Annotated in this window: 19 protein-coding genes and 1 tRNA gene; 10 read left to right on the forward strand and 10 right to left on the reverse strand. The window is 57.8% G+C overall.

Going from position 1 to position 24,924, the window contains the following annotated elements:
- Window positions 1–5: 5 nt before the first annotated feature.
- From tilS to KI614_RS11790, 3 genes are read right to left on the reverse strand one after another with little or no spacing between them, the layout of a single operon-like run.
- Window positions 6–977: a tRNA lysidine(34) synthetase TilS gene (gene tilS / locus KI614_RS11780; protein WP_226405923.1), complete on the reverse strand. Its 972-nt coding sequence runs from the start codon at window positions 975–977 to the stop codon at window positions 6–8.
- On the reverse strand, window positions 946–1,914 hold the full coding sequence (locus tag KI614_RS11785; protein ID WP_203467222.1) for an acetyl-CoA carboxylase carboxyltransferase subunit alpha: 969 nt from the start codon (window positions 1,912–1,914) through the stop codon (window positions 946–948). Before KI614_RS11785 ends, tilS begins: the two co-directional genes overlap by 32 nt.
- Window positions 1,915–1,974: 60 nt before the next feature.
- Window positions 1,975–2,592: a DNA-3-methyladenine glycosylase family protein gene (locus KI614_RS11790; protein ID WP_226405924.1), complete on the reverse strand. Its 618-nt coding sequence runs from the start codon at window positions 2,590–2,592 to the stop codon at window positions 1,975–1,977.
- A gap of 122 nt (window positions 2,593–2,714) precedes the next feature.
- Between KI614_RS11790 and KI614_RS11795 the strand changes: the two genes are divergently transcribed.
- A complete protein-coding gene (locus KI614_RS11795; protein WP_226405925.1) occupies window positions 2,715–3,899 on the forward strand; it encodes an EAL and HDOD domain-containing protein in 1,185 nt (394 codons plus the stop codon).
- Here the strand turns inward: KI614_RS11795 and KI614_RS11800 are convergent.
- Window positions 3,896–4,537, reverse strand: coding sequence for an MBL fold metallo-hydrolase (locus KI614_RS11800; protein WP_226405926.1), 642 nt, complete (start codon window positions 4,535–4,537; stop codon window positions 3,896–3,898). The genes KI614_RS11795 and KI614_RS11800 overlap by 4 nt on opposite strands.
- 39 nt (window positions 4,538–4,576) lie before the next feature.
- On the opposite strand from KI614_RS11800, the gene KI614_RS11805 reads away from it, so the two are divergent.
- Entirely contained in the window at window positions 4,577–5,518 is a 942-nt protein-coding gene (locus KI614_RS11805; protein ID WP_226405927.1) for an HDOD domain-containing protein, read from the forward strand.
- Here KI614_RS11805 and KI614_RS16380 read toward each other — a convergent pair.
- The 4 genes from KI614_RS16380 to KI614_RS11820 all read right to left on the reverse strand — a co-directional run bounded on the left by KI614_RS16380 (window position 5,506) and on the right by KI614_RS11820 (window position 10,912).
- Complete coding sequence (locus KI614_RS16380; RefSeq protein ID WP_264178066.1) at window positions 5,506–5,640, reverse strand: hypothetical protein; 135 nt, start codon at window positions 5,638–5,640, stop codon at window positions 5,506–5,508. The genes KI614_RS11805 and KI614_RS16380 overlap by 13 nt on opposite strands.
- Window positions 5,637–6,842 (reverse strand): MFS transporter, encoded by a 1,206-nt coding sequence (locus tag KI614_RS11810; RefSeq protein ID WP_226405928.1) that lies wholly within the window; start codon window positions 6,840–6,842, stop codon window positions 5,637–5,639. Before KI614_RS11810 ends, KI614_RS16380 begins: the two co-directional genes overlap by 4 nt.
- 38 nt (window positions 6,843–6,880) lie before the next feature.
- On the reverse strand, window positions 6,881–8,803 hold the full coding sequence (locus tag KI614_RS11815) for an ATP-binding cassette domain-containing protein (RefSeq protein WP_226405929.1): 1,923 nt from the start codon (window positions 8,801–8,803) through the stop codon (window positions 6,881–6,883).
- A 66-nt stretch (window positions 8,804–8,869) separates the two neighbouring features.
- Window positions 8,870–10,912 (reverse strand): methyl-accepting chemotaxis protein, encoded by a 2,043-nt coding sequence (locus KI614_RS11820; RefSeq protein ID WP_226405930.1) that lies wholly within the window; start codon window positions 10,910–10,912, stop codon window positions 8,870–8,872.
- Window positions 10,913–10,999: 87 nt separating this feature from the next.
- On the opposite strand from KI614_RS11820, the gene KI614_RS11825 reads away from it, so the two are divergent.
- From KI614_RS11825 to KI614_RS11860, 8 genes are all read left to right on the forward strand, one after another.
- Window positions 11,000–11,074: transfer RNA gene (locus KI614_RS11825), tRNA-Arg, on the forward strand.
- Between the two features lie 202 nt (window positions 11,075–11,276).
- Window positions 11,277–14,228 carry an EAL domain-containing protein gene (locus KI614_RS11830; protein WP_226405931.1) on the forward strand — a complete coding sequence of 984 codons (2,952 nt, stop codon included), beginning with the start codon at window positions 11,277–11,279 and terminating at the stop codon, window positions 14,226–14,228.
- Window positions 14,225–16,912, forward strand: a complete 2,688-nt coding sequence (locus KI614_RS11835) for a PAS domain S-box protein (protein WP_226405932.1) — start codon at window positions 14,225–14,227, stop codon at window positions 16,910–16,912. Before KI614_RS11830 ends, KI614_RS11835 begins: the two co-directional genes overlap by 4 nt.
- Complete coding sequence (locus KI614_RS11840) at window positions 16,909–18,225, forward strand: HD domain-containing phosphohydrolase (protein ID WP_226405933.1); 1,317 nt, start codon at window positions 16,909–16,911, stop codon at window positions 18,223–18,225. Before KI614_RS11835 ends, KI614_RS11840 begins: the two co-directional genes overlap by 4 nt.
- Window positions 18,222–18,797: a response regulator gene (locus tag KI614_RS11845; RefSeq protein WP_226405934.1), complete on the forward strand. Its 576-nt coding sequence runs from the start codon at window positions 18,222–18,224 to the stop codon at window positions 18,795–18,797. The genes KI614_RS11840 and KI614_RS11845 overlap by 4 nt, the downstream gene beginning before the upstream one ends.
- Window positions 18,798–18,799: 2 nt before the next feature.
- Entirely contained in the window at window positions 18,800–20,827 is a 2,028-nt protein-coding gene (locus KI614_RS11850; protein ID WP_226405935.1) for a bacteriohemerythrin, read from the forward strand.
- A gap of 160 nt (window positions 20,828–20,987) precedes the next feature.
- Complete coding sequence (locus tag KI614_RS11855; RefSeq protein ID WP_226405936.1) at window positions 20,988–21,764, forward strand: spermidine synthase; 777 nt, start codon at window positions 20,988–20,990, stop codon at window positions 21,762–21,764.
- Between the two features lie 147 nt (window positions 21,765–21,911).
- Entirely contained in the window at window positions 21,912–22,178 is a 267-nt protein-coding gene (locus KI614_RS11860) for a hypothetical protein (protein WP_203467235.1), read from the forward strand.
- Window positions 22,179–22,296: 118 nt separating this feature from the next.
- Here KI614_RS11860 and KI614_RS11865 read toward each other — a convergent pair whose 3' ends face one another.
- A complete protein-coding gene (locus KI614_RS11865; protein ID WP_226405937.1) occupies window positions 22,297–22,962 on the reverse strand; it encodes a response regulator in 666 nt (221 codons plus the stop codon).
- Between the two features lie 2 nt (window positions 22,963–22,964).
- A complete protein-coding gene (locus tag KI614_RS11870; RefSeq protein ID WP_226405938.1) occupies window positions 22,965–24,905 on the reverse strand; it encodes a type IV pili methyl-accepting chemotaxis transducer N-terminal domain-containing protein in 1,941 nt (646 codons plus the stop codon).
- Window positions 24,906–24,924 lie beyond the last annotated feature (19 nt).

Genomic DNA, 24,924 nt, shown 5'->3' on the forward strand with positions numbered 1-24,924 from the left:
GATTGTTATTTTTCGACGAGCCAGCACAAACGACCACGACCGGCACGCATCACGCCGTCGGGCAAGCGCAATTCAGGATGGCGATCAGGCCCGGCCGAACAAAGCTGGCGGGCAAATTCATCGAGTCGCGCCGCAACAGGAACTCGCCAGCCGAGAGAGCGCAGGTGATAACGCAGCAAGTTTTTCAGGCGCGCCTCCGAAAGCAAGCGCAAAGCATCGAGACGCGCCTCGTCCCGCTCAGCCACAGCCAGCCAATCTGCGGCGGCCAGTTCATCCAGCAATACGCCTGCTTCGGCAAAATTTTCTGCCGCCTGCGCCAAAGCAGACTCTGCGGCCGGGAAGTGCCGGCTTGCCACGGTCAACACTTCATGCCGCAGGTAATTGCGGCTCAAAGAGAGATCACGATTGCTTTCATCATCAACCCAGGACAGGCCATGAGCCCGGGCATAGCACTCGATTTCGGCACGCGACGCACCCAGCAGGGGACGGAGCAAGCGATAACGCCCCATCTGACGCTCGCCCGGCATCCCGGCCGCCCCCACGATGCCGGTACCGCGCAACAGATTGAACAGCAGGGTTTCGGCCTGATCGCCACGATGATGGGCTAGCAAAAGACAATCCGCCTCGATGACGGAAAAAGCCTGGTAGCGCGCCTGTCGAGCAGCCGCTTCAAGCCCGAGCCCTGTCGTGCGATCAACTTGAACGCGATGAACCCGCAAGGGAACACCGAGTTGTGCGCAGAGACCGGCACAAAAATCAGCCCAGGCGTCGGCGTTGGACGAAAGTCCGTGATGCACGTGGATGGCTGACAAACGCCCCTGACAGGGCTGGCGCGACAGGAGGTGCAGCAAAACGACCGAGTCGCAACCGCCGGAAAGCCCGACACACAGGTTTTCCGGTCCAGCAAGCCGGGCAGCCAGTTGCTGGCTTACCTGGGCCGGCAAATCAATGTTGCGCTTGTTCCTTGAAGCGGCCATAGCTCATCAGCCGCTCGTAGCGCGTGGCCAGCAATTCATCAGTAGACAGTGCGGACAACTGCTTGAGCGCGTCCTGCAACGCTTTCTTCAGATTCTGCGCCATGGCGGCGTGATCGCGATGAGCGCCACCCAGCGGTTCGCTGACGATCTTGTCGATCAGACCCAGCGTTTTCAGGCGCTGCGCCGTGATCCCCATGGTTTCGGCGGCATCCGGCGCCCGTTCGGCGCTCTTCCAGAGAATCGATGCACAGCCTTCGGGCGAAATCACAGAGTAGGTCGAGTATTGCAGCATCTGGACAATATCGCCGACGGCGATGGCCAGCGCACCACCGGAACCGCCTTCACCGATGATGGTGACGATGACCGGCACTTTCAGTTCGGCCATCACATAAAGATTGCGGCCAATGGCTTCCGACTGACCACGCTCTTCGGCATCGATGCCGGGATAGGCGCCCGGCGTATCGACAAAAGTCATGACCGGAATGCCGAACTTCTCGGCCAGCTTCATCAGGCGCAGCGCCTTGCGATAGCCTTCCGGGCGCGGCATGCCGAAATTGCGATAAATCTTTTCCTTGGTATCGCGACCTTTCTGGTGCCCGATGACCATGACTGGCTGGCCATTGAAGCGTGCCAGACCACCAACGATGGCGTGATCGTCGGCAAAAGCGCGATCGCCGTGCAGCTCTTCAAAATCGGTGAAGATCAGCGACAGGTAATCCAGCGTGTAAGGACGCTGCTGATGACGGGCAACCTGCGAAATCTGCCAGGGCGTGAGCTTGGCGTAGATATCCTTGGTCAATTGAGCGCCTTTGCTCTCCAGCCGATCGATTTCGTCGGAGATATCAACGGCGGAATCATCCTGGACAAAGCGCAGCTCTTCGATTTTTGCTTCGAGGTCGGCAATGGATTGCTCGAAGTCGAGGAAACTTGTTTTCATGGACAGCTCGTTTTCTAGATCGGCGGGTATTTTACCCTAAAGGTTTGCCAGACCAGTTCATCAATACTCGACAGGCAAGGGATCAAGGCTGCGCCAGAGGTACCAGGTCGCCACCGAACGCCACGGACGCCAGCGTTCGCCAAAATCAGCCAAAGCCTGCCGGGAGCACTTTTCCCCGGCAAAATAATGCTGGAAGACGGCACGTTGCAGACCGATGTCGTCCAACGGAAACACGTCCGGACGCAGCAAATTGAAAATCAGAAACATTTCAGCCGTCCAGCGACCGATACCGCGCACCGTCGTCAATTCAAGAATCAGCGCCTCATCGTCAAGCCCGCCCCAATCGTCGGGACAAAGCCTGCCACTGGCAAAACTCGCCGACAAATCAAGTAGATACTCTATTTTTCGCTGCGACAAACCGCAGCCAACCAAGCCTTCCGGCCCCAGTTCGAGCAATCTGGCCGGCATCAACGTACCGATTTGTGCAATGAATCTCCCCCAGACAGCCTCGGCTGCCTTGACGGAAATCTGCTGGCCGATAATCGAACGAACCAGTGTGGCAAACGGATCGCCGCGCGAAACCAGCGCCAGATCACCATAGCGCGACACGAGGTCGGCCATGACCGGATCGGCGGACGATAATTCAGCGGTAGCGAGCGACCAGTAGCTTGGAGCCATGTCGCCAATTATATGAAGATGCTGCGGTCGACCGCAGCAAATCGGCCAATCAGGGCAAACGAGCATGACGCTCCACGGGCGAGTTTGCTACCATCGGCAGAAAATAATCTGGAAAGTAAGCAATGCAGCAATCCGAGTTTCTGTTCATCCACCCTCTTCTCGGCCCCGATGATGCCTGGGCGGGTTACCACGCGGAATTCCCCCCCGAACGAGCTGCCAACAGCGAAATTCTGAGTGCTTGCTGCAGCCACCCACTGCTCACCGAATTTGACTTGCGCCACCCATGGTTCATTCCGGCCATGCCTGAGGCAAGCCACAATGCCGCGGTCAACAGTCGATTGGTCAATGTTTTTGCCGCTGGCTCGGCGCGACTGAAGGATAACGAGGCGCTCAGCGAATTCGAGGAACACCTGCGCCAATTGCGCTGCAAAACCGGCATCACCGTGCGCCCGGAAGACAAGCTGCCGGCAACCGGCGCCTGGGATTACCTGCTGATCAGCGCCAGCCATGCCCGCTCCCTGCCGCCTTATACGCTGCTCGGCATGGCCAGCCGGACAACCGTGTTGATCACCAGCGTACACAGCCACGCCGATCACACCTGGGGGCAGGCCAATGCGTGCAGCCTGTCCACCGGAGAATATCTGCTGGCCAGAAACACGCAGGGCAAAAAAGCCGATACGACCCGTTTGAAATTGCTCGAAATGCTCGGCCTGCTTGCCGAAGATGCCGACACCGGTGCCCTGGAAGCCATTTTCCGACAGGAAGCCAAGCTGTCCTACAGCCTGTTGCGCCTGGTCAATTCGGCCGCCATTGCACCGCGCACACCGATCACCTGCTTTGCTCAGGCAATCAACCTGCTTGGACGGCGACAACTGCAACGCTGGCTGCAACTGCTGGTTTATGCCGATCCGAACAACGGCCAGCAACCCAACCCCCTGCTCCAGAAAGCTGCCGCCCGTGGCCGCCTGCTCGAACTGCTCGCGCCGACCATTGCTGGCCAGAGCGCCGATGAAATCGGGGATACCGCATTCATGATCGGGGTGTTTTCACTACTCGACACACTGCTCAACATGTCGATGAGCGAAATCCTGCAGCAACTCCCGCTGCCTGAAGTCGTCCACAAGGCGCTGGCCGAGCACGAAGGCCCGCTTGGCGAACTGCTACGCGCCATCAGTTCAGCTGAAGGCGGTGACCTGAAGTTCGCTCATGGCCAACTTGAAAAGCTGAATATTGACGGAACGCTTTTCCTCAACGCCCAACTGACCGCCTTGAGTTGGGCGGCAAAAATCCGCCCCAGCCAGGACTAGCCAAAACGACCGCTGAGAAAGGGGTTGTACTGCCGTTCCTCACCGAGCGTGGACATCGGACCATGCCCCGGAATGAAGTCGACCGCATCACCCAGCTTGAACAAATGTTCCTTGATCGAGCGAATCAGGGTGGCGTGGTCGCCTTTCGGGAAATCGGTTCGACCGATCGATCCCTGGAAAAGCACATCGCCGACCTGCGCCAGTTGCGTCGGCGCATGGTAAAAAACGACGTGCCCCGGCGTATGACCGGGACAATGCAAGACATCCAGTTCGACCTCGCCAAAACTGACTTTATCGCCATCGTTCAACCAGCGTGACGGCGTAAAACTGGCGACATTCGGAAAGCCGAACATCTTGCTCTGCTGCGGCATACCATCGATCCAGAAACGATCGTCCTCATGCGGCCCTTCGACAGGCACCGGGCAACGTTCCGCCAAGGCCGCCACACCGCCGGCGTGGTCGATATGGCCGTGCGTAACCAGAATCTTGGCCAACGTCAGGTTTTCATCGCTCAGCACCTGCATGATGCGGTCGACGTCGCCGCCGGGGTCAATCACGGCCGCCTGACGGGTCTTTTCGCACCAGAAAACAGTGCAGTTCTGATCGAATGGCGTGACGGGAACAATGGCGTAGCGCATGACAAAAACCGGAATGATTGGGGAGGCTGAAATTATCGCATGCCAGCGCCCTTGCCCACGCTGCGCCGCGCCCTTAAACTCGGAGCCGTTCGTGACCCGCCGTACTTCGAGGACCCGCCCTGCATGATCGACCATCCGCTGCATGACATTGACGCCTGGGTGTTGCTTTTCAACAGCAATACACTGCCGGTGCTGCGCCTGACCGAGCGTCGCCTCGGCGAAATGCGCAAGAACCTTGATCGGGTTGATGCACGCGAACTGGCCAAGCTGATCCTCCAGGATCCGATCATGACCGTACGCGTCCTGGCTTTCATTCAGCCCTTGCACGGACGCGCCCTGCAGCACGACATCACAACCATCGCCAGTGCCGTGATGATGGCGGGCATTGAGCCTTTCTTCAATCGATTCAATGAATTGCTGACTATTGAAGAACAGCTTCAGGATGCCGACCGGCATGCCCTGCTGGGCATTCTGCAGATCATTCGCCGGGCCCAGCGAGCCGCCGATTACGCTCAGGAATGGGCCATCTGGCGCCACGACATCAACATGGAAGAAATCCGGATTGCAGCCTTGTTGCACGATCTGGCCGAAATCCTTGTCTGGTGCTCGGCCCCCAAGCTGGGCCTGGATATTCTGGCCAGACAGAAAGCCGACCCGACCTTGCGCAGCGCCGAAGCCCAGACGCAGGTTCTTGGTTTCACCTTCCAGGACATCCAGCAAGCACTCTGCCGGGTCTGGCATTTACCGGAACTGTTGCTGCACCTGATTGACGACGAAAGCACCGACAATCCGCGCGTTCGCAACGTCGCGCTGGCGGTTCGCTTGGCACGACACTCGGCGCATGGCTGGACGGATGCCGCCTTGCCCGACGATTATCGTGACATCGGCCAATTGCTCAACATCACGCCGGAAGCAGTTCGCCAGCGCCTTGGTCTGGACCCGATGCCAGCCCGCGAAGCCGACAACGATCAGGCGCAGTAGCGCAGATTCGCCCAGTCGAGCAACAACTCAGGCATCTGGTAGGCCGCAAAAAGCAGCACCAGCACGCACAGGGCCAGCGCCAGGCCAGCCCCGATCAAGAACCAGCGCCACTGGGCTTTCATGCCGCCGCAGTCCGTTCCAGTGGCTTTTCGTTGATCGGCCAGGAACACCAGGCGGCAATCAGGGAAAGCCCGATAGCCAGCGCCCAGGCCAGGAAATACGATCCGGTTTGATCAAAAATCCTACCGCCCAGCCAGGCCCCCAGGAAGCTGCCCAACTGATGGCCAAGAAAGACCACCCCGGTCAACATCGACATGTAGCGCAAACCAAAAATCTGCGCCACGAGACCGTTGGTCAGCGGCACCGTTCCTAGCCACAGCAAGCCCATCACCGCTGCAAAAATCCAGGCTGCCGCGGTCGACATCGGGACCAACATGAAAATGGTGATCGCCACGGCACGCAAGGCATAAATCAGGACCAGCAGGTTTTTCTTGCTGTAGCAACCGCCGCCCCAGCCGAACAGGAAAGAGCCGAAGATATTGAACAAGCCGATCAAGGCCACCGCCGTCATCCCGACATTAGCCGTCAAGCCGGAATCGACCAGATAAGACGGCAAGTGCAGCGAAACGAACGCGGTCTGAAAACCACAAACAAAATAGCCCCAGAACAGGTAGTGAAAGCTTCGCTCGCCCCCTGCTTCGCGCAATGCCTGCCCGACCGACTGCCCCGCGCCTGAAGCCGGTTTGTGACCATCGGCCATGGCATTGGCCAGGGGTGCAATCAGGCCGATGCCGACAGCCAGCAAGACCAGCGCGATTTCCCAGCCGTAGGCAGAAATCATTGCCTGCCCGACCGGAAGCACGGCAAATTGCCCGAACGAACCGCCGGCACTGGCAATACCCAGTGCCATGCTGCGCTTCGCCGGCGTGGTGTGACGGCCGATGACGCCCATGATCACGGCAAAAGTCGTTCCGGAAAGCCCGAGGCCGATGAGCACACCGGCCGACAAATCAAGCGCCAAGGGAGAAGCCGCCTGCGACATCAGAACCAGGCCGATGACGTACAGCACGGCAGCCCCGGCAACGGTCCGACCGGCACCATGACGGTCGGCCAGCGCCCCGGCGAATGGCGAAGCCAAACCCCAGACCAGATTTTGCAGGGCGATGGCAAAGGAAAACGTCTCCCGAGTCCAGCCGTGACTGGCAGTCATCGGCTGCAGGAACAAACCAGCGGTATGGCGCACCCCCATCGACAGCGTCAGGATGATGCAGCCGACAATCATGATGACAAGCGGCGTACGCCAGGTTTTGAGTGATGCATTCATTTGCGTGATTCCTCTGGGGCCCTATTCGAACGCGGCAATTACGCCGGGTTCCCGCGTGCTTCAAGAATTTCCCAGCGTTCGAGCAGGACCAGCAATTCATCATCGATGGCCGCAAGCCGGTCAGCAGCCTGCTGGGCCGCACGAGGGTCGGTCTGGTAAATCGAGGCATCTTCGAGGCGCTTCGACAAATCGGCCTGCTCGGCTTCCAGGCCGGCAATCTTTTCAGGCAGCGATTCGAGTTCGCGTTGCTCTTTCCACGACAGTTTCTCAACCTTGGCCTTGGCCGGCTCGGCGGCCTTGGCCACCGGGCGCGATTCGTTCTTTGCCTTGTCGGCGTTTTCCTTGGCACGGCTCACCCGGTAGGTCGCCCAATCGGTGTAACCACCGGCATATTCCTTCCAGAAACCATCGCCCTCTGCGGCAATGGTCTGCGTCACGACATTGTCGAGGAAGGTCCGGTCATGACTGACCAGGAACAGCGTGCCGTCGTACTTGGCGAGCAGTTCTTCGAGCAGTTCCAGCGTTTCGATATCGAGGTCGTTGGTCGGCTCGTCGAGGACCAGCACATTGGCCGGCCGGGCAAACAGGCGCGCCAGCAGCAGGCGATTGCGTTCTCCGCCAGACAACGAACTGACCGGTGAGCGGGCGCGTTCCGGGGCAAAGAGGAAATCTTCCAGATAGCCGATGACATGCTTGCGCGCACCACCGATTTCAACCCAGTCGGATCCGGGCGAGATGATGTCGCTCAGCGAAGAGTCTGGATTCAGTTGGGTACGGAACTGGTCGAAATAAGCGACGTCAATCTTGGTGCCCTGGCGAACAATGCCGGAATCCGGCTGCAATTCGCCAAGGATCATCCGCAACAGCGTCGTCTTGCCAGCGCCGTTCGAGCCAATCACGCCAATCTTGTCGCCACGCTGAATACGCGCCGAGAAATCGCGCACAATTTGCCGTTGACCGTAGGATTTGTTGACGTGTTCCAGCTCGGCAACCAGCTTGCCGCTTTTATCACCGGCATCGATCTGCAGATTGACCTTGCCCATCCGCTCGCGCCGCGCCTGACGTTCAGCCCGCAGCTGATCGAGCCGCTGAACGCGGAAAACAGCCCGCGTCCGGCGCGCTTCGACACCCTTGCGAATCCAAACTTCCTCTTCCTTCAGCAGCTTGTCGGCCCGCGCGTTGGCTAGCCCTTCATCGTGCAACAAGGCTTCCTTGCGGACCTGGTACTCCTTGAAGCTGCCGGGAAAGCTGGCCAGTTTGCCGCGATCCAGTTCAACGATGCGGGTACACACGCGATCGAGGAAAGAACGGTCGTGGGTAATGAAGAACAGCGTGACGCCCATTTCAATGAGCATCGTCTCCAGCCATTCGATGGCGGCAATATCGAGGTGATTGGTCGGTTCGTCGAGCAGCAGAACCTCAGGCGCAACCGCCAGCGCCTGAGCCAGCGCCAGACGCTTTTTCTGACCGCCGGACAAACTCCCGACACTGGCCTCAGGGTCCAGACCGAAACGATCGATGACTTTCTCGGCCTGCGCCTCGTAAGCCCAGGCACCGCGGCTTTCAAGCTCGTGCTGCAAGGTTTCCATGCGCGCCAGCAGCGCGTCCTGGTCGCCCGTTCCATCGGACAAGTGATGCACGACTTCATGGTATTCAGCGAGGATTTTGGAGGTTTCGCCCATGCCGGAAACCACTGCTTCGAAAACCGTCGACGCCATGTCAAAAGGCGGTTCCTGCGGCACATAGCCGACGCGAATCCCGGGCTGCACCCAGACTTCGCCATCATCAAGCTTGCCACGACCACTACCGGCGGCCAGTGCCGCCAGCAAGGAGGACTTGCCAGTACCATTGCGGCCGATCAGGGCAACACGCTCACCCGGATCGAGCAAAAAATCGGCGTGATCAAGAAGCGGCACGTGGCCGTAGGCGAGACAGGCATCGGAAAGTTTGAGGTAAGGCATGGGACCAATTAAAAACGGCGCCCCGCAAGGCGCCGTGTTGGGAAGCAATGCAGCAATTCTAACGTCTTATGTCGAGAAGCGGGACAACTGAGCCTGCAACTCGGCGGAAAGACGTTGCAGATTTTGCGCCCGCTCGCTGTTGCTTTGCGCCCGACTGTTGCTCCCCTGCGCCGCCTGTGCAATGTGTTCGACCAGACGCGCAATCTCCTGGCTGGCAGAACTTTGCTCACGCGTGCTGTCTGCAATGCTGTGCACGGTTTCAACCGTCAGGCTGGCCCGTTCATCGATATTGGCCAGTGACTCACCGGCAGCCCGAGCCAGGCCGACGCTTTCACTCATGTTGTTGCTGACCACCTGCATGCGCTGCACGGCACGCCCGGTTTCTTCAAGAATGGCCTGAACAGTCGTCGAAATTTCCTGCGTAGACAAAGCGGTACGTTCAGCCAGCTTGCGCACTTCATCGGCCACCACCGCAAAACCGCGTCCCTGCTCGCCGGCCCGTGCCGCCTCGATCGCGGCATTGAGAGCGAGCAGATTGGTCTGGTCGGCAATTTCACGAATCACGGCCACAACGCTGGAAATCTGCTTTGAGCGCTCGCCAAGCGACTCAATCAGGCTGGCCGATTCTTTGATGTCACCGGCAACCACATCCAGTTCAGCCATCGCACGACCCACGACATTGCGCCCGTTTTCGGTCACGGCCTTGGCCTCTTCCGAAATATGGGCCGCCTGGTTGGCGTTATCCGCCACCTGGGCAATGCTGACCGACATTTCCTCGACTGAGGCAGCAATCCCCGAGGCTGACTGCGATGCCTGTTGCGAACTTTCCAGCGCCAAGCGCGCCGCGCCCTGCAATTCATTGGCTGCAACACCGACTTGTGCCGATGTCGCCGAAACTCCCTGCACCAGGCTGCGTACGCTCTCCGACATGGCATTGAAGGCATGGCCGATTTCATGCACCTCGTTGCGACTGTGCGGCTCGATGTCCTGCACCGCCACCCGGAGGTCTCCCGCACTCATGCGCCGGACTTCACCAACCAGCAGGGCCAGCCCGCTCAAGCGCGAACGGACCAGCCAGTACATCAGGAACATCAGCACCAAGGCCGAAATTGCGCTGATCACCAATAGCAAATTGCGCAGGCGATAGCTCTCTTCCAGATACTCATCCGTCCAACTGCCGGTTGCTACGGTCCACCCCCAGGTTTTGGCCGTTTCGGCATAAATGATTTTTTCGCGCTCGGCACCGCTTTCCGTCAGCATGGTGTAGCGGAACAAGCCACTCTTGTTGACCAGTATCTGGCGCAGGCTCTCCTTGACCGGCGCAGCAACATCGACCTCGGCAACCATCTTGTCCTGGAATTTCGGGTGCAGGACAAATTCACCAATGGTTTTCTCATCGGTCGGCCGAATGATGTAAACGTAGCCGGTCTTGCCCGCGACAAGGCTGCCGAACTGCTCGCGCAAACGCTTCAATTCGGCATCCAGGCTGATACGCACCGAATAAGCCCCCCACACCTTGCCATCCGCCCCCTTGAAAACCTTGACCGTGCTGAAATTGTATTTCCCGCCTCGAATAGTCAGCCCGGTGTAGTCCTGCCCGGCCAGTACCGCCTTGCTGACTGGATCCCCCTGACCGATCGGCACACCGTTCATCGATTTGCCATTTTTATCTTTCAGCAAGGTGGCCAGACGAAACACCTGACCGTCCTTGATCACCAGAAAAGCGCCTTCTTCCGCCGTCAGATCCTTGAAATTCTGTAAAACCCGCTCGTTGGCATTCAAGACTTCATTCCCGATGCGCATGATCGGCAAATCGACATCTCCTGTTTTAAGTACCCCAGGAGAAAGCACAGGCGTCCCCCCCAGGTGCTTCAGGAAAAAACTCGACTGACGCTCACCCCGATCACGCACCGCTTCATGCGTGGCATCCAGCATGCCCGCCATCATTTTCGCCTCATGCCCCAGATTGGCCTCGGCCACCACAACCGCAGCACGATCCGCATTGCGCTGAACCATCAGGGTCATGATTAAAAATACGACGAACAAAGCCAGGGCGCTGACCAAAATCAGCTGCTGGGCAATCGGGCGACACGAAAACCGACGGAACATGGCCTCACTCCTCATTCTCATTCTGTTTGACGAGGCAAACTGCACAAGCACGCCATGGACCGGTACAATGCGGCCCTGTCGCGCGCTGCCTCCATAGTTAAATGGATATAACACGCCCCTCCTAAGGGCGAATTGGTGGTTCGATTCCACCTGGGGGTACCAGCCCCTCCACGCTGCGCAGCCCCACCCCGTAACGACAAAATATGTTATTTTTGTCAAAAACGAATATAGCATCGCACAATGTATTCGTAAAATCTTATGCAGTGCGATACGCTGAATGCAGCGTTTTCGGCATAACGAATACGGAACGCCATGCCAGCAGAAGACGTGGCAAAAAAGACAACCCCGCTGAGGAGGGTGCGGCGTGACACTTCAGGATTGCAATCAGCAGAACGCTCCCCGACCCTTGGTTCTGGCGGTTGATGACGTCCCGATCAATCTGACGATTCTGGCGGCACGACTTGAACCCGAGGGGATCGATGTTCGCCTGGCTGGCGATGGCCGGACCGCGTTGGACTATGCGCACCTTGAGCCGCGTCCCGACCTCATCCTGCTTGATGTGATGATGCCCGACATGGACGGCTATGCGGTTCTGGAGGCTTTGCGCAGAAGCCCTGAAACACGCGACATTCCGGTCATCTTCGTCACCGCCCGCAACCAGACCGAGGATGAGGAAAAGGCTTTACGGGCAGGTGCGGTCGACTACATCACCAAACCGATCAATCCAGCCATCCTGATGGCACGCGTCCATTTGCAGCTGGAACTGAAACGTGCCCGGGAATTGGTTCGCGGACAGAAGAACTGGCTGGAGCAAGAGGTCAATCGCCGCATTGCCGAAAACAATCTGCTCGATACTCGCCTGCAAGTCGCGCTGTCACTGACAGGCTTTGGCACCTGGGAAAACGACCGGACGACCGGCATTTCGCGCTGGAGCGAATCGCTCAACCAGATTCTGGGTTTGACGCAAAGCCCAAATTTACTGGCCGACATCCTGGAACGTGCGCACCCCGAGGATTGCCTCAAGGTTCAAAGCAGCCTGACCGGGCAGGATGCGAGCGAGCATGACATACATATCGAGGAATTCCGCCTGCGCCACGCAGACGGCCACTGGGTCTGGCTGGAAGTACGCAGCAAAGTCACCCAGCGGGATAGCGACGGACAAGCGCGAATCACCACGGGCACGATGTCCGATATCGGCAAGCGAAAATCGACCGAGCTTGCCGAACGCCTTGCCTCGGTTGTCTTCACGGGGATTAACGACGGAATTTGCATCACCGATCAAGACAAGAACATTCTGCTGGTCAACAAGGCTTTTACCAAGGTAACGGCCTACTCGCCGGAAGAAATCATTGGTCAGACACCTGAAATACTGCGTTCCGGCCTGCATGGCGAAGCGTTTTACCAGGAAATGCAGGAAAGCATCCAGCAGCATGACAATTGGCAAGGTGAAATCACCAATCGTCGCAAGGATGGAGAACTGGTCACCGAATGGCTGAGTATTTCGGCGGTCCGCGACTCCCGCGGTCAACTGACCAATTACGTCGGAATCTTCAGCGACCTTTCGGAACGCAAAGCGGCTGCCGAGCGAATCCAGTATCTGTCCAGCTACGACCCGCTGACCAACCTGCCGAACCGCAATCTGTTTGGCGACCGGCTCGATCAGGCGTTGATCGTGGCCCGCCGCTTTGAACGTGAAACAGCCGTCATCCTGCTCGATCTGGATCGATTCAGAACGATCAACGATACCTTCGGGCCTCCAGCGGGCGACAGCGTGCTGATGGAGGTAGCCCGCCGTCTGAATCTGCAAGTCCGCGATGGAGACACGATAGGACGTCGTTCGGGTAACGAATTTGGCTTTGTGATGGCCAACCTGAGCCATGAACACGATGCGATTGCGCTGGCGCAACGCATGCTCGATGCAATTGCCGTTCCCTTCACCATCGGCGAACACGCGCTGGTCATTACGGCCAGCATCGGGATCAGCGTTTCGATGCGTGACGGCGGCAGCGCAGAAACCCTGCTCAACAATGCCGATGTCGCCCTGCTGCGCGCCAAACAAGGCGGCCGCAACACCTTCCGCTTCTACTCCCCGGAGATGAATGCCAATGCCGCACGCCGCCTGGGGTTGGAAGCCGCCCTGCGCGATGCCTTGCACAACAACGAACTCACCGTTTTTTATCAACCGCAGGTCAGTCTCGAAAGTGGCAACCTGCTCGGCATGGAAGCACTGCTGCGCTGGAACACACCGGCCTTCGGGCAGGTCTCACCCGCCGAGTTCATCCCGATCGCAGAAGAAACCGGGATGATCGTACCGATCGGCGACTGGGTCCTGCGGCAAGCCTGCCAGCAAACCCGCCAGTGGCTGGACCTGGGGCTGGCCAGCCTGAGAGTTGCGGTCAACCTGTCGACACGGCAATTTCGCCAGCGCAACCTGATTGACCAGGTAAGACGTGCGCTGATCGAAAGCGGTTTGCCGCCTCAGGCGCTGGAACTTGAAATTACCGAAAGTGCGTTCATCGACGATGTCGACGAAGCCATTGCCCAATGCCGGGCGCTCAAGGCGCTGGGCACCAAACTTTCGCTCGACGACTTCGGAACGGGCTATTCATCGCTGGCCTACATTTCACGCTTTCCCTTCGACAAGATCAAAATCGATCAAGGTTTCATCCGCGACATCATCGAAAATCCCGCCAACGCTGCGATTGCGACGGCCACCATCGTCATGGCGCGCAGCCTGAACCTGGCTGTCCTTGCCGAAGGCGTCGAAACGGAAGCCCAGGCAAGTTTCCTTCGCGGCCGCCGCTGCGATGCGATGCAAGGCTTCCTGTTCAGCCGCCCCCTGCCGGCCAGTGAATTTGCCCAACTCATGACGGCGAACAAACGCCTGCCGATCGCCGACGCTCCCCGCGAAAGCGCCCAGACGCTACTGATCGTCGATGATGAACCGAACATACTGGCATCGCTCTCGCGCCTGCTCCGTCGAGAAAGCTTTCAGGTTCTGACCGCCAACTCGCCAAGCGAAGCGTTCGAATATCTGGCCAAGCACCCGATCCAGGTCATCCTGTCCGATCAGCGCATGCCGGAAATGAGCGGTACCGAATTCTTCGCACGCGTCAAACAGCTGCACCCGGACACGATTCGCATCGTCCTGACCGGCTATACCGACCTTGAATCAGTCACCGGGGCGATCAACCGCGGCGCAATTTACAAGTTCCTGACCAAGCCCTGGGACGACGACCAGTTGCGCGAACAAATCCGGGACGCCTTCCGTCTGGCAAAAGACATACGCCCCCAGCACAGCCGGAATGAAGCATGAAAGATATCTCCGCCAACTTCCTGCGCGCCTTTCTGCCAGCCGCCGCACTGGTCATTCTCGGCAGCTGGATAAGCAACCCGGCCCATGACTGGCAATCCTGGGGATTCGCTTTTCTACTGCTCGCCGCCTATGCCTGGATACTCGGCTCGCAACTCAAGAGCGCAGCGGCAGAAGCCCTGGCCCAACAGCGCTACCACGCCATTTTCGATCACTCGACTGTCGGCATGGCACGTGCCTCGGCTGATAAATATTGGCTGGAAGTGAATCCGGCGCTGTGCCGGATACTGGGCAGCAATGCCCAAACCTTGCTGGGCAAAACCTGGGCGGAAATGACCCACCCGGACGACCTGCCCGGCAGCCTGATACATTTCGAAGCCATCCTGCGCGGCGAATCAAACGGCTATTCGATGGAACGGCGCTTTGTCTGTGACGACGGACTGATCATCCACACCTTCATGTCGACCTACGCCATACGCAAGCCGAACGGGCAGCTCGACTGCCTGGCAATCGTTGTCGAGGATCTATCGAACTGGATTCTGGCCGAGAAGGAATGGGAACGCTCGGCCAAAACCCTGCAACGCTTTGTCGATCACATGCCGGGAACAGCCTACATCAAGGATGCTGACCGACGAATCCTGGTGGCCGGCAAAGGGTTCACCAATCTGCTGGGCGTTGATCCGCGACAAATGATCGGGCATACCTCGGAAGAGTTTTTCCCGGCATCGATTGGCCAAAAAATCGCCATCGATGACGCCAGAATTCTCGCCAGCGGCAAGACAGAAGTCATTGACGACTCATTCGACGGACGCCATTACGAATCCACCAAATTCGTCATCCCCAGGGACGATGGCCCGGCCGATCTGGGCGGCATCACGATCGACATTACCGCGCGGCGTAAAGCCGAACTCCAGCTGGCACACCAGGCACGACGTTCAAGCGTCCTGCTTGAGTTGCCAGCCAAAGCGGAGGCTCTGCCAGAGTGCGAGTTCATGCAATACGCACTGGAACAAGCCGAAGAACTGACGCAAAGCCGGATCGGTTCGATTCATTTTATCAACGACGATGGCCAGCAACTCGAACTGGTGGCATGGTCAAACTGTACCGAAGACAGAGAGTGCACGGCGGCCTCCGCCAGCCAGTACCCGCTCAGCGAGGCAGGCCTCTGGGCCGATTCGCTGCGCCAGATGCAACCCGCCGTCATCAACGACTACGCGGCGATGCCATGCAAACCCGGCCTGCCCGAGGAATATACCGGCCTCAAGCGCCTGCTCAGCGTCCCGGTCCTCAATGCCGGAAAAGTCCGCATGCTCACCAGCCTGGGCAACAAGCCATGTGATTACACGGATCTCGATGTTGAAACCGTCCAGCTGATCAGCAATGAAATCTGGCGTATCGTTCGCCGGCAACGCACTGAAAGCGCGCTGCGACTCGCCATGCAGGTCGTCAATGCCAGCCCGGTCGTCTGCTTCCGCTGGTCGGCCAGCGAAGGCTGGCCGGTCGTTTTTGTTTCAGACAACGTCAAGCAATGGGGTTACACGTCGGCCCAACTCATCGCCGGCACACCTTCGTTCAGCAGCCTGATTCACCCGGATGACCTGCGCCGTGTCAGCGAAGAAGTCAGCCAGAAATCGGCCGCCGGGCTGCCTGGCTATGAACAGGAATATCGCCTGCTTACAGCCGAAAACAAGGTCATTTGGGTCGTCGACCGTACGATTGTCCTGCGTAACGAGGCTGGCGACATCATTTTCTACGATGGTGTTTTGACCGATATTACCGAGCGCAAACGACAGCAACTGATGCTGGCAGAGAATCTGGATCACCAGCAACAACTCAACAAGCGTCTTGAAGAAGCCAACAACCAGTTGCTGCAATCCGAAAAAATGGCCTCAATCGGCCAGCTCGCAGCCGGCATTGCACATGAACTGAATAATCCGATTGGCTTTGTACACTCCAATCTCGGCACGCTCGACGGCTACGTTCACGATTTGATGAGCATCATCAGCGCTTACGAAGAGCAACTCGGTGCACCGGCCGATGCAGCGCATGCAGAGATCATCCGGCGCCTGAAAACCGAATACGATTTCGAATTTCTCGAAAAAGACATTTTCAGCCTGCTGGGCGAATCCAAGGATGGCTTGAGTCGTGTCCGCAAGATCGTTCAGGATTTGAAGAGCTTCTCGCATGTTGGCGAGCAGGAATGGCAGGAGGCCGACCTCCACCAAGGGATTGATTCGACCCTGAACATTGTCTGGAACGAGCTCAAATACAAATGCAAGGTGGTCAAGGAATATGGTGACCTACCGCACATTTACTGCCTGATCTCGCAGCTCAACCAGGTGTTCATGAATCTGCTGGTCAACGCCGGGCATGCCATTGAAACGCAAGGCACCATCACCATCCGGACACAGCGCAGCGGCACCGATATGGTCAGCATCGAAATCAGTGATACCGGCAAGGGCATCTCGCCCGAGCATATCAACCGGATCTTTGAACCCTTCTTCACCACCAAACCGGTCGGCAAAGGCACGGGGCTGGGACTTTCCCTGTCCTACAGCATCGTCAAACGCCATTCTGGCCGCATTGAAGTCGACAGTCAGCCAGGACACGGCAGTACATTTCGGATATTGCTGCCGATTCATCCAAGCCCTGAAACCCAAGCCAAAACACCGGAGACCTTTCCATGACCGAGGCCAGCACTGCCTCCACCCTGCTGCTCGTTGATGATGAGCCCAGCATCCTGTCATCCTTGCGACGTCTTTTCCGGCCGCAGGGCTACCGTATTTTTACGGCGGAAAGCGGCGCCGAAGGACTGGAAATACTTGAACGAGAACACGTCGATCTGATCATTTCCGACATGCGCATGCCGGAAATGGATGGCGCCACCTTTCTCAAGCACGCCAAAGGGCGCTGGCCGCAAACCATGCGGCTGCTGCTGACCGGCTATGCGGATATCACATCGACCGTCGCCGCCATCAACCAGGGCGAGATTTATCGTTACATCGCCAAGCCCTGGGATGACAGCGAAATCATCACCGTCGTCCGCGAAGCACTGGAGCGCCAGCGGCTCGAAGCTGAGAACCTGCGTCTGACGGCCCTGACCCAGGCCCAGAACGACGAGCTGAAAGCCCTCAACGCCAGCCTGGAGCAGAAAGTGGCCGAGCGTACGGCCGAGTTGCGTCAAGCACTCAGCTTTGTCGAACAGGCGCACGGCGAACTGAAGAAATCCTTTCTGACCAGCGTTCAGGTCTTTGCCGGACTGATCGAACTGCGCAGCGGCCCGGCCGGCAGCCAGATGACCGGACATGGCAGGCGGGTGGCCGAGGCGGCCCGCCAGGTTGCGCTGCGCATGAGCCTGGCCGACAGCGAAGTCCAGAATGTGATGCTGGCCGGCCTGCTGCACGATATCGGCAAACTCGGCTTGCCCGATGACCTGCTGACCAAGCCTTACAACACGCTCGGCGGCGAACAGCGCGCCCAGGTCATGAAGCACCCGGTCATCGGCCAGAACATCCTGCTCGGCATCGACAAGTTCAAGGACGCCGCCCTGCTCGTCCGCCATCACCATGAGTGCTACGACGGCAGCGGCTATCCCGACCGGCTGTCCGGCATCGCCATTCCGCAAGGCAGCCGGATTCTCAGCGTGGTCAACGATTACGATGCGCTGCAAATTGGCACACTGGTCCAGCGCCCACTCAAGCCGGGCGAGGCCATGAGCTTTCTGATCGAGAACCGGGGCAAGCGCTACGACCCTGCCGCGGTCGACGCGTTCGCCACCTATATTTCCGAAACACACAAACCGGATGTCAGGGAAAGCCCCTTGCGTACGATGCACCTCAAGCCGGGCATGCAACTCAGCCGCGACCTGGTACACCGCGACGGCTACATGCTGTTGGCCAAAGGCAGCTCGCTGAACAGCGAAATTATCGGGCAACTGATCAAGATGGAACAGGCCGAGCAGCACACGCTGACTCTCTACATCCGCCAGGAGGACAAATGAGCCGTATCCTGATTGTCGATGATGAGGAATCCATCCTCAAATCCTTGCAACGACTGTTACGCGTTGCTCCCTGCTCATTCGGCGCCAAAACATTTCACCTCGACGTCCGCACCTTCAACTCGCCGCTGCTCGCGCTTGAAGCCGCCCGCACCGAAGAATTCGATCTCTTCATCAGCGATTACCGCATGCCGTTCATGGATGGCATCGAGTTTCTCAAGGCAGCCAAGGCTATCCAGCCCGATGCCGCGCGCCTGATCCTGTCCGGATACGCCGACCTCAACGCCCTGCTTCGTGCGGTCAACGAGGTCGGGATCGAACGTTTCATCGGCAAGCCGTGGAACGAATACGAACTGCTCTCGGCCATTGCCCAGATTCTGGCACATCGTGAATTGCAGCTGGAAAACAGGGAACTAGCGAATCTGGTTCGCCTGGAAATGGGCGATCTCACGCCTGAGCAACTTGAAGCCGAACGACTGGAGCGCATCGAACCTGGCATTACCGAGGTGAATTGGGGCCCGGACGGCTCCATCCTGCTAGATACCGACTTCCCGGAAAATCAGAGCGAGGTGTGACCATGGATGCGTTCATCTGGGATCAGCGTTACATGACCGGTGAGTCGATTGTTGATACCGAGCATCAGGAACTGGTCCGCATCATCAATCTGGTGGTCGAAAAAGTATCGCGCGCAACGCCGGCCACGGAAATTGAAAGCATCCTGTCCCAACTCGTCAAATACGCAGTTGTGCACTTCCGTCACGAAGAAGAACTGATGATGGAGGTCGGTTGTGACCCGCGCTTCATCGCCGAACACACCCAGATTCATATCGAGTTTGCCCGTCAAGTCACCAAGATGCGGGAAATTCCCGGCACCGACACCGAGGATTTGCTGCGTTTTCTGACCAGTTGGCTGGCACACCACATCCTGGGCATCGACCAATCGATGGCCCGGCAGGTCCAGAGCATCCGGTCGGGGGGCTCGGCCGAGACAGTTTATCTTGAGGAACAAAAACGTGCAGCTGACCCGACCACATCCAGCCTGCTTGATGCGATGAACTCGCTGTACCGCCTGATCGCCGCGCGCAACGACAGCCTGCTGACACTCAACCAGAGCCTTGAACAGCAGGTGGCAGCACGAACCCAGGATTTGTCGAAAACCAATGCCGCCTTGCTGGAAGAGCAGCAATCGCTGAAAGTCGCCATCCAGACCGTCAAGACCACCCAGCAAAAACTGCTCGAATCGGAGCACAAGCGCAGCGAAGCGGCGGCCCGGCACATGGAGCTGTTTCTAAGCCAGATTATCGATGGCGACCCGGTTCCGACATTCGTCATCGATGCCAGCCACAAAATCACGCACTGGAACCGGGCATGCGCCGCAATCAGCGGCATGACGGCCACTGAAATGATCGGCAGCAACCAGCAATGGTGTGCGTTCTATCCAAGCGCCCGGCCGGTGATGGCCGACCTGATCGTCGACGGCAGCATCAACGACCAGTTCGAAACCTATTACCACGACAAATACAAACGCTCGAGGACGATCGACGGCGCCTTCGAAGGCGAGGCGTACTTCCCCGACCTGAAACACGGTGGACGCTGGCTGTTCTTTACCGCCGCCCCGCTGCGCGACGCCAACGGCAAGCTGGTTGGGGCCATTGAAACGCTGCAGGATGTCACCGACCGACGCCGGGCCGAAGATGATCTCCGGGAATATCAGAATCATCTGGAAGAACTGGTGGCGACGCGCACGCGAGAGCTCGCCAGCGCCAATACGGCGCTGGAAAACGACAGACGCGAGCTGGAACAATTACTCGCCAAGGTCGAAGAAGCCCAGCAACAATTGCTGCAATCGGAAAAAATGGCGGCCATCGGCCAACTGGCAGCCGGCGTTGCGCACGAAATCAACAATCCGGTCGGCTTCGTCAATTCCAACCTGTGCACACTCAAGAACTACAGCACCAGCCTGTTTTCAGTCATTGAGTCCTACGAGGCAGGCGATCCGGCCAAAATCGAGCTGGCCCGCCAGCAAGCCGACCTCGATTTTCTCAAGGATGATCTGCCATCGCTTCTCGCCGAGTCGCAGGAAGGGCTGGTTCGCGTCACCAAGATTGTTCAGAACCTCAAGGACTTCTCCCGGATTGACCAAGCCGAACACCAGCAAGCCGACCTGAATGCCGCCCTGGAAAGCACGCTGAATGTGGTCTGGAACGAATTGAAGTACAAGGCTGATGTGATTCGCGAATTGGGTGCGATTCCTGCGGTCGACTGCGTTCCAGCCCAAATAAACCAGGTGTTCATGAACCTGCTGGTCAATGCAGCGCAATCGATTCCCGAACGTGGGCAGATTCACGTTCGATCCGGCAGTGAGAACAGCCACGTCTGGTTTGAAATCGAAGACAACGGCATCGGCATGAGCGAAGAAATCCGGCGTCGTATTTTCGAGCCGTTTTTCACCACCAAACCCGTCGGCAAAGGCACCGGGCTCGGCCTGTCCATTTCGTATGACATCATTGTCAAAAAACACGGGGGACGCATGGATGTGCGCAGCGAACCCGGCAAAGGCAGTTGTTTCCGCATCTGGCTACCGCTCACCTTCGGAGAGCACTGAGTAGGGCTCTCAGCCACGGTGTGGCTGCCGCGCTTCAGCGTGCGGAGCACCTACAGTAAAAGGCAATCTGACGCATCCGGTGTTTTCCGGGTCGATCGATCGCCGCTCACGCTAAAATCCGGCGCTTGAAATCGCAAACTCGCACAATCAGGTCATCTCGATGAAAAAACGTAGTTCGGCACCGGCTCACTCGGTCGATATCAGCGAAGAATCCGGCGTTCGCTATTTGCACTTCGGCTCGGAATGGGTGCAAGGGGCAATGCGCGTCGCCCGGCCATGGTCGCTCGAATTGGCTTACACACGGGAGATGATGGCAGGTCTGCTACTCCGTCCGAACGGTCAGTGGCCGCGCAGCGCCTTGCTGATCGGCCTGGGGGCCGGCTCGTTGGCCAAGTTCATTTATCGCCACCTGCCCGATTGTCGTATCACCGCCGTCGAGATCAATCCGCAGGTCGAGATGATCGCCAGCCATTATTTCAAGCTGCCGGACGATCCGCTGCGTCTTGAAGTGGTGATCGGCTGCGGCGCCGACTACATGTTGAGCGGCAACCGTCAGTTCGATTACATCCTGGTCGACGGTTTCGACCCCGACGCACGCGCCGGCGTCCTCGACACCGAACCGTTCTACCAGGCATGTCGCAGCCGATTGAGCGACGATGGATTGCTGTGCGTCAATCTGCTCGGTCGAAACAAAGGTTTTGAAGCCAGCGTGGCACGAATCCGCCAGGCATTCGATGGCCGCACCGTGATTTTCCCCTCCTGCGACAGCGGCAACACCATTGCTTTTGCCACGTCGGGCAAGCACGTCGAGGTCTCGCTGGACGACATGCGGGCACGGGCAACGCAGTTCAAGAAGGATCTGAAACTGGATTTGCTGCCGACGATTACCCGTTTGCAGTTGAGCAATGCTTTCCCTGAAGGAAAACTGCAGATCTAGGTCGTCGACCGTCGCTTGATTAAGCTGCAAATCAGGCTATAAATAAAGCATCCCCTGCCTTGAAAAAAACATCGGGGCGGACAGAACAAAACTGATGAAGCAGCAGTCTATCAATCTGGATTTCTTGTTTGAACACAGGAGGAGACCATGCTTTCCATGCAAGATGTTCTTGATTATTGCGACCTTGATCGCGGCGAAATCGAAGCCATTGCCGAACACCAGCACATCCCGATGACGATCGCTGCAGAGATGGGAGAGCTTCTGCTGTGCTCACCGGAGGGCGTCTATCAACTGCATGCGATGATCATCGAAAACATGCAGCACGCGCTTCAGGAGGGACATTTCGAGCACGTCAAGGATCTGGCCCAGACCTACCAGCACTTGCAGCGGACGCACCCCATTCCCCTGCACTGAAATCTGCAAAATCAAACAAAAACAAGCGTCGACCGCAACATTGCATTGCCATCGACGCTTGCTTCTTTACCGGTCAGGGAAGTGCGGCCGGGGTGACCAGCCAGCACATCACGTTGCGTCAAGAATTGCGATTTTGTCCGTAACCGTGTTCGACCGCATACAGCGCAACCTGAACGCGGCTGGTCATGTTCAGCTTCTTGAAAATATTCTGTACGTGAATCTTGACCGTGCTCTCAGCCAGATCGAGCGTGCGGGCAATTTCCTTGTTGCTATCCCCTTGCGCCAGACAAATCAGGATATCGCGCTCACGCGGTGAAAACTTGTCCCGCTCGGGCAAGGCCGGTGCCTGTTTCGGCTGGTTGCGTACGCCCTGAATCAGCTTCGCGGTCATTTGTGGCGAAACGATCGAATCCCCCTGCGCCGCCCGGCGAATGGCATCGACCAGCGTATCGGTTTCGATGTTTTTCAGCAGGTAGCCGCTCGCGCCGGCGCGCAAGGCCTCCATCAGGTCTTGCGCATCTTCCGACACCGTCAGCATGAGCACCCTGACTTCGGGATTTTCCTCGGTAATCACCTTGACGGCTTCGAGTCCGGAAACCCCTGGCATGTGCAAATCGAGCAGGACCACATCCGGCTTCAGCGAACGAGCCCGCTTGATGCCTTCGAGGCCGTCCCCGGCTTCATCGACAACAACAAAATCCTCATTGCGTTGCAGCAGGGACTTGATGCCACTGCGAAACAGCGTGTGGTCGTCGACCAGTAGTACATGTATTTTTTCGTTCATTTTCAGGTCGCTCCCATAGTTTCCCGAGGCAAGTTCAGCGTAACACGGGTGCCTCTCCCGATTTCGGAGTCGACGCGACACTCGCCGCCAACCCGGTGAGCGCGTTCGCGCATGATTTTCAAACCGACATGACGATCAGACAGCACATTCGGCTCGTTGACCGTATCAAATCCAACACCATCATCCTTGACCTCGACTGTCAGGCGCCCCTGGTCTCGATGAAGCATGACATTAACATTTGACGCACGGGCATGCTTGCGGATATTCGAAAGTGATTCCTGAACAATGTGCATGATCTGGACTTCATCTGTCGAGCCAAACGGCGAGCCGCTGCCAATACGCTCGAAGGCTGTATTGATACCGGTTTGTCCTTCAAATTTTTCCAGCGCCGCCTGAATCGCAGAATCGAGGTCCGACTGGTGCACACGTGTCCGGAAGTGGACCAGCAACTCGCGCACATCGTCGTAGCTTTCCTGCACCCCCTCGCGGAGTTGCCCGGCTGTTTGCATCGCCTCATCCAGTCGCCCCTTGCGCAGGGAGTCCTGGAGCAATTGAACCTGGATATTGAGGAATGCCAGGCCCTGGGCAATCGAGTCGTGCAACTCCTGGGCCAGAAGATTACGTTCCTCGGAGACAGCCAGTTCCCGCTCGCGGGACATCAGGCGCTGGTTTTCGATCGCAACCCCGAGATGTTGCCCCAGGGTTTCCAGCAAATAGATATCGCGCTCGGAAAGAGCCTGGGGACGGCGGAAATACAGGTTATACACCCCCAGGCGCTGCTTGTTGTAGAGGATGGTGAATGCAGTTGCCGTTGCAAAACCTTCACGAATGCAACTCCGCAGCTTCATTCCCGGTGGCGGATTTGCCGTCTGGAAAGTCGCTGTAATCCCGGTCTGAATGACCTCGCCACAAAGACATTCACCACAATTCAGCTCAGCCTCAATGGCTACGAACTGGTCTGACAAGCCCTCATGTGCCATCAGGTGAAGGGTTTCTCTATCCGCCTCATAGAGCCGGACAGCACCGCCATCGGCCCCCAGAGCCGTCTTGATCCGATCTAGGAATCCCTGGCAAATATTTTCCAGGTTGGCTGGCTGGGTCAGGAAGGCAGTTTCCTCATAAAGAATCCTCAATTCGCGATTACGCTGGGCCAGGCTTCGCGTTTCTGCCTCGACTCGCTCCTCCAGCGTGCCATAAGCATTTTGTAGATGCTCCGCCATTTGATTGAAGCCTTGTGCCAAACGCCCCAACTCATCATTCGAGTTGCCCGGCAAACGTACGGAAAGGTCATTGCTCGTCATCCGCCGCATGCCCACCAACAAAATGCCAATCGGCGTAATGACCAGACGGATGAAAAAGCGGATCAGGATGCCTGTACCGATAATCGCCAGGAAAACCAGTGCCGCCTGAACCGTCCGCAGGAGATTGGTATCGTGGGCATAACTCCACTCCATCGACAGCACCAACTCGTTGATGCTGCTGACAAAGTCTTCAATTTCATCGTCAAAGCGATCGAGGGCGGCATCGCGCTGTTTGAGATCGGCTGACAAATAATTCAATACCAAGGGGCGGACTTTTGCCCCCCAGGCCTGGGAGACGATGCTCACCTGATCCTGGACCTGTGCGTTGCGCGGCGGAGAAAGGGGACGGACAGGGTCGCCCAGTTGCAGATCGCGCAGCACCTTGTCGAATTGATCGAGTTCCCCGCTCAGAATGGTCGACAGGTCCTGGGTCGTCATTTTTTGCTCGACCCCGCGCGCCATCAGATGGCCAATGCGATAAGTCCGCATGCGCAGGCTGCCGGCGTCATTGATCGCGGCAGCGACACCTTCGAGCTGCCAGGAAATCAGTAAAGTCAGACCGATTGCCGTCATTGCCACCATGAAAAAGGCAATCAGCATTCCGACAATTTTTTTCGACAGTTTGCCGGGATTGGCGAACATCAATACGTTCCCTGTACAA

This window comes from Dechloromonas denitrificans (assembly GCF_020510665.1).
Lineage (GTDB): Bacteria > Pseudomonadota > Gammaproteobacteria > Burkholderiales > Rhodocyclaceae > Azonexus > Azonexus denitrificans_B.

Bases quoted from the DNA above. Each gene is read 5' to 3' on its own strand.
- tilS (WP_226405923.1), bottom strand. From the start codon at position 977: ATGGCCGCTTCAAGGAACAAGCGCAACATTGATTTGCCGGCCCAGGTA.
- KI614_RS11785 (WP_203467222.1), bottom strand. From the start codon at position 1,914: ATGAAAACAAGTTTCCTCGACTTCGAGCAATCCATTGCCGACCTCGAA.
- KI614_RS11790 (WP_226405924.1), bottom strand. From the start codon at position 2,592: ATGGCTCCAAGCTACTGGTCGCTCGCTACCGCTGAATTATCGTCCGCC.
- KI614_RS11795 (WP_226405925.1), top strand. From the start codon at position 2,715: ATGCAGCAATCCGAGTTTCTGTTCATCCACCCTCTTCTCGGCCCCGAT.
- KI614_RS11800 (WP_226405926.1), bottom strand. From the start codon at position 4,537: ATGCGCTACGCCATTGTTCCCGTCACGCCATTCGATCAGAACTGCACT.
- KI614_RS11805 (WP_226405927.1), top strand. From the start codon at position 4,577: ATGCCAGCGCCCTTGCCCACGCTGCGCCGCGCCCTTAAACTCGGAGCC.
- KI614_RS16380 (WP_264178066.1), bottom strand. From the start codon at position 5,640: ATGAAAGCCCAGTGGCGCTGGTTCTTGATCGGGGCTGGCCTGGCGCTG.
- KI614_RS11810 (WP_226405928.1), bottom strand. From the start codon at position 6,842: ATGAATGCATCACTCAAAACCTGGCGTACGCCGCTTGTCATCATGATT.
- KI614_RS11815 (WP_226405929.1), bottom strand. From the start codon at position 8,803: ATGCCTTACCTCAAACTTTCCGATGCCTGTCTCGCCTACGGCCACGTG.
- KI614_RS11820 (WP_226405930.1), bottom strand. From the start codon at position 10,912: ATGTTCCGTCGGTTTTCGTGTCGCCCGATTGCCCAGCAGCTGATTTTG.
- KI614_RS11835 (WP_226405932.1), top strand. From the start codon at position 14,225: ATGAAAGATATCTCCGCCAACTTCCTGCGCGCCTTTCTGCCAGCCGCC.
- KI614_RS11840 (WP_226405933.1), top strand. From the start codon at position 16,909: ATGACCGAGGCCAGCACTGCCTCCACCCTGCTGCTCGTTGATGATGAG.
- KI614_RS11845 (WP_226405934.1), top strand. From the start codon at position 18,222: ATGAGCCGTATCCTGATTGTCGATGATGAGGAATCCATCCTCAAATCC.
- KI614_RS11850 (WP_226405935.1), top strand. From the start codon at position 18,800: ATGGATGCGTTCATCTGGGATCAGCGTTACATGACCGGTGAGTCGATT.
- KI614_RS11855 (WP_226405936.1), top strand. From the start codon at position 20,988: ATGAAAAAACGTAGTTCGGCACCGGCTCACTCGGTCGATATCAGCGAA.
- KI614_RS11860 (WP_203467235.1), top strand. From the start codon at position 21,912: ATGCTTTCCATGCAAGATGTTCTTGATTATTGCGACCTTGATCGCGGC.
- KI614_RS11865 (WP_226405937.1), bottom strand. From the start codon at position 22,962: ATGAACGAAAAAATACATGTACTACTGGTCGACGACCACACGCTGTTT.
- KI614_RS11870 (WP_226405938.1), bottom strand. From the start codon at position 24,905: ATGTTCGCCAATCCCGGCAAACTGTCGAAAAAAATTGTCGGAATGCTG.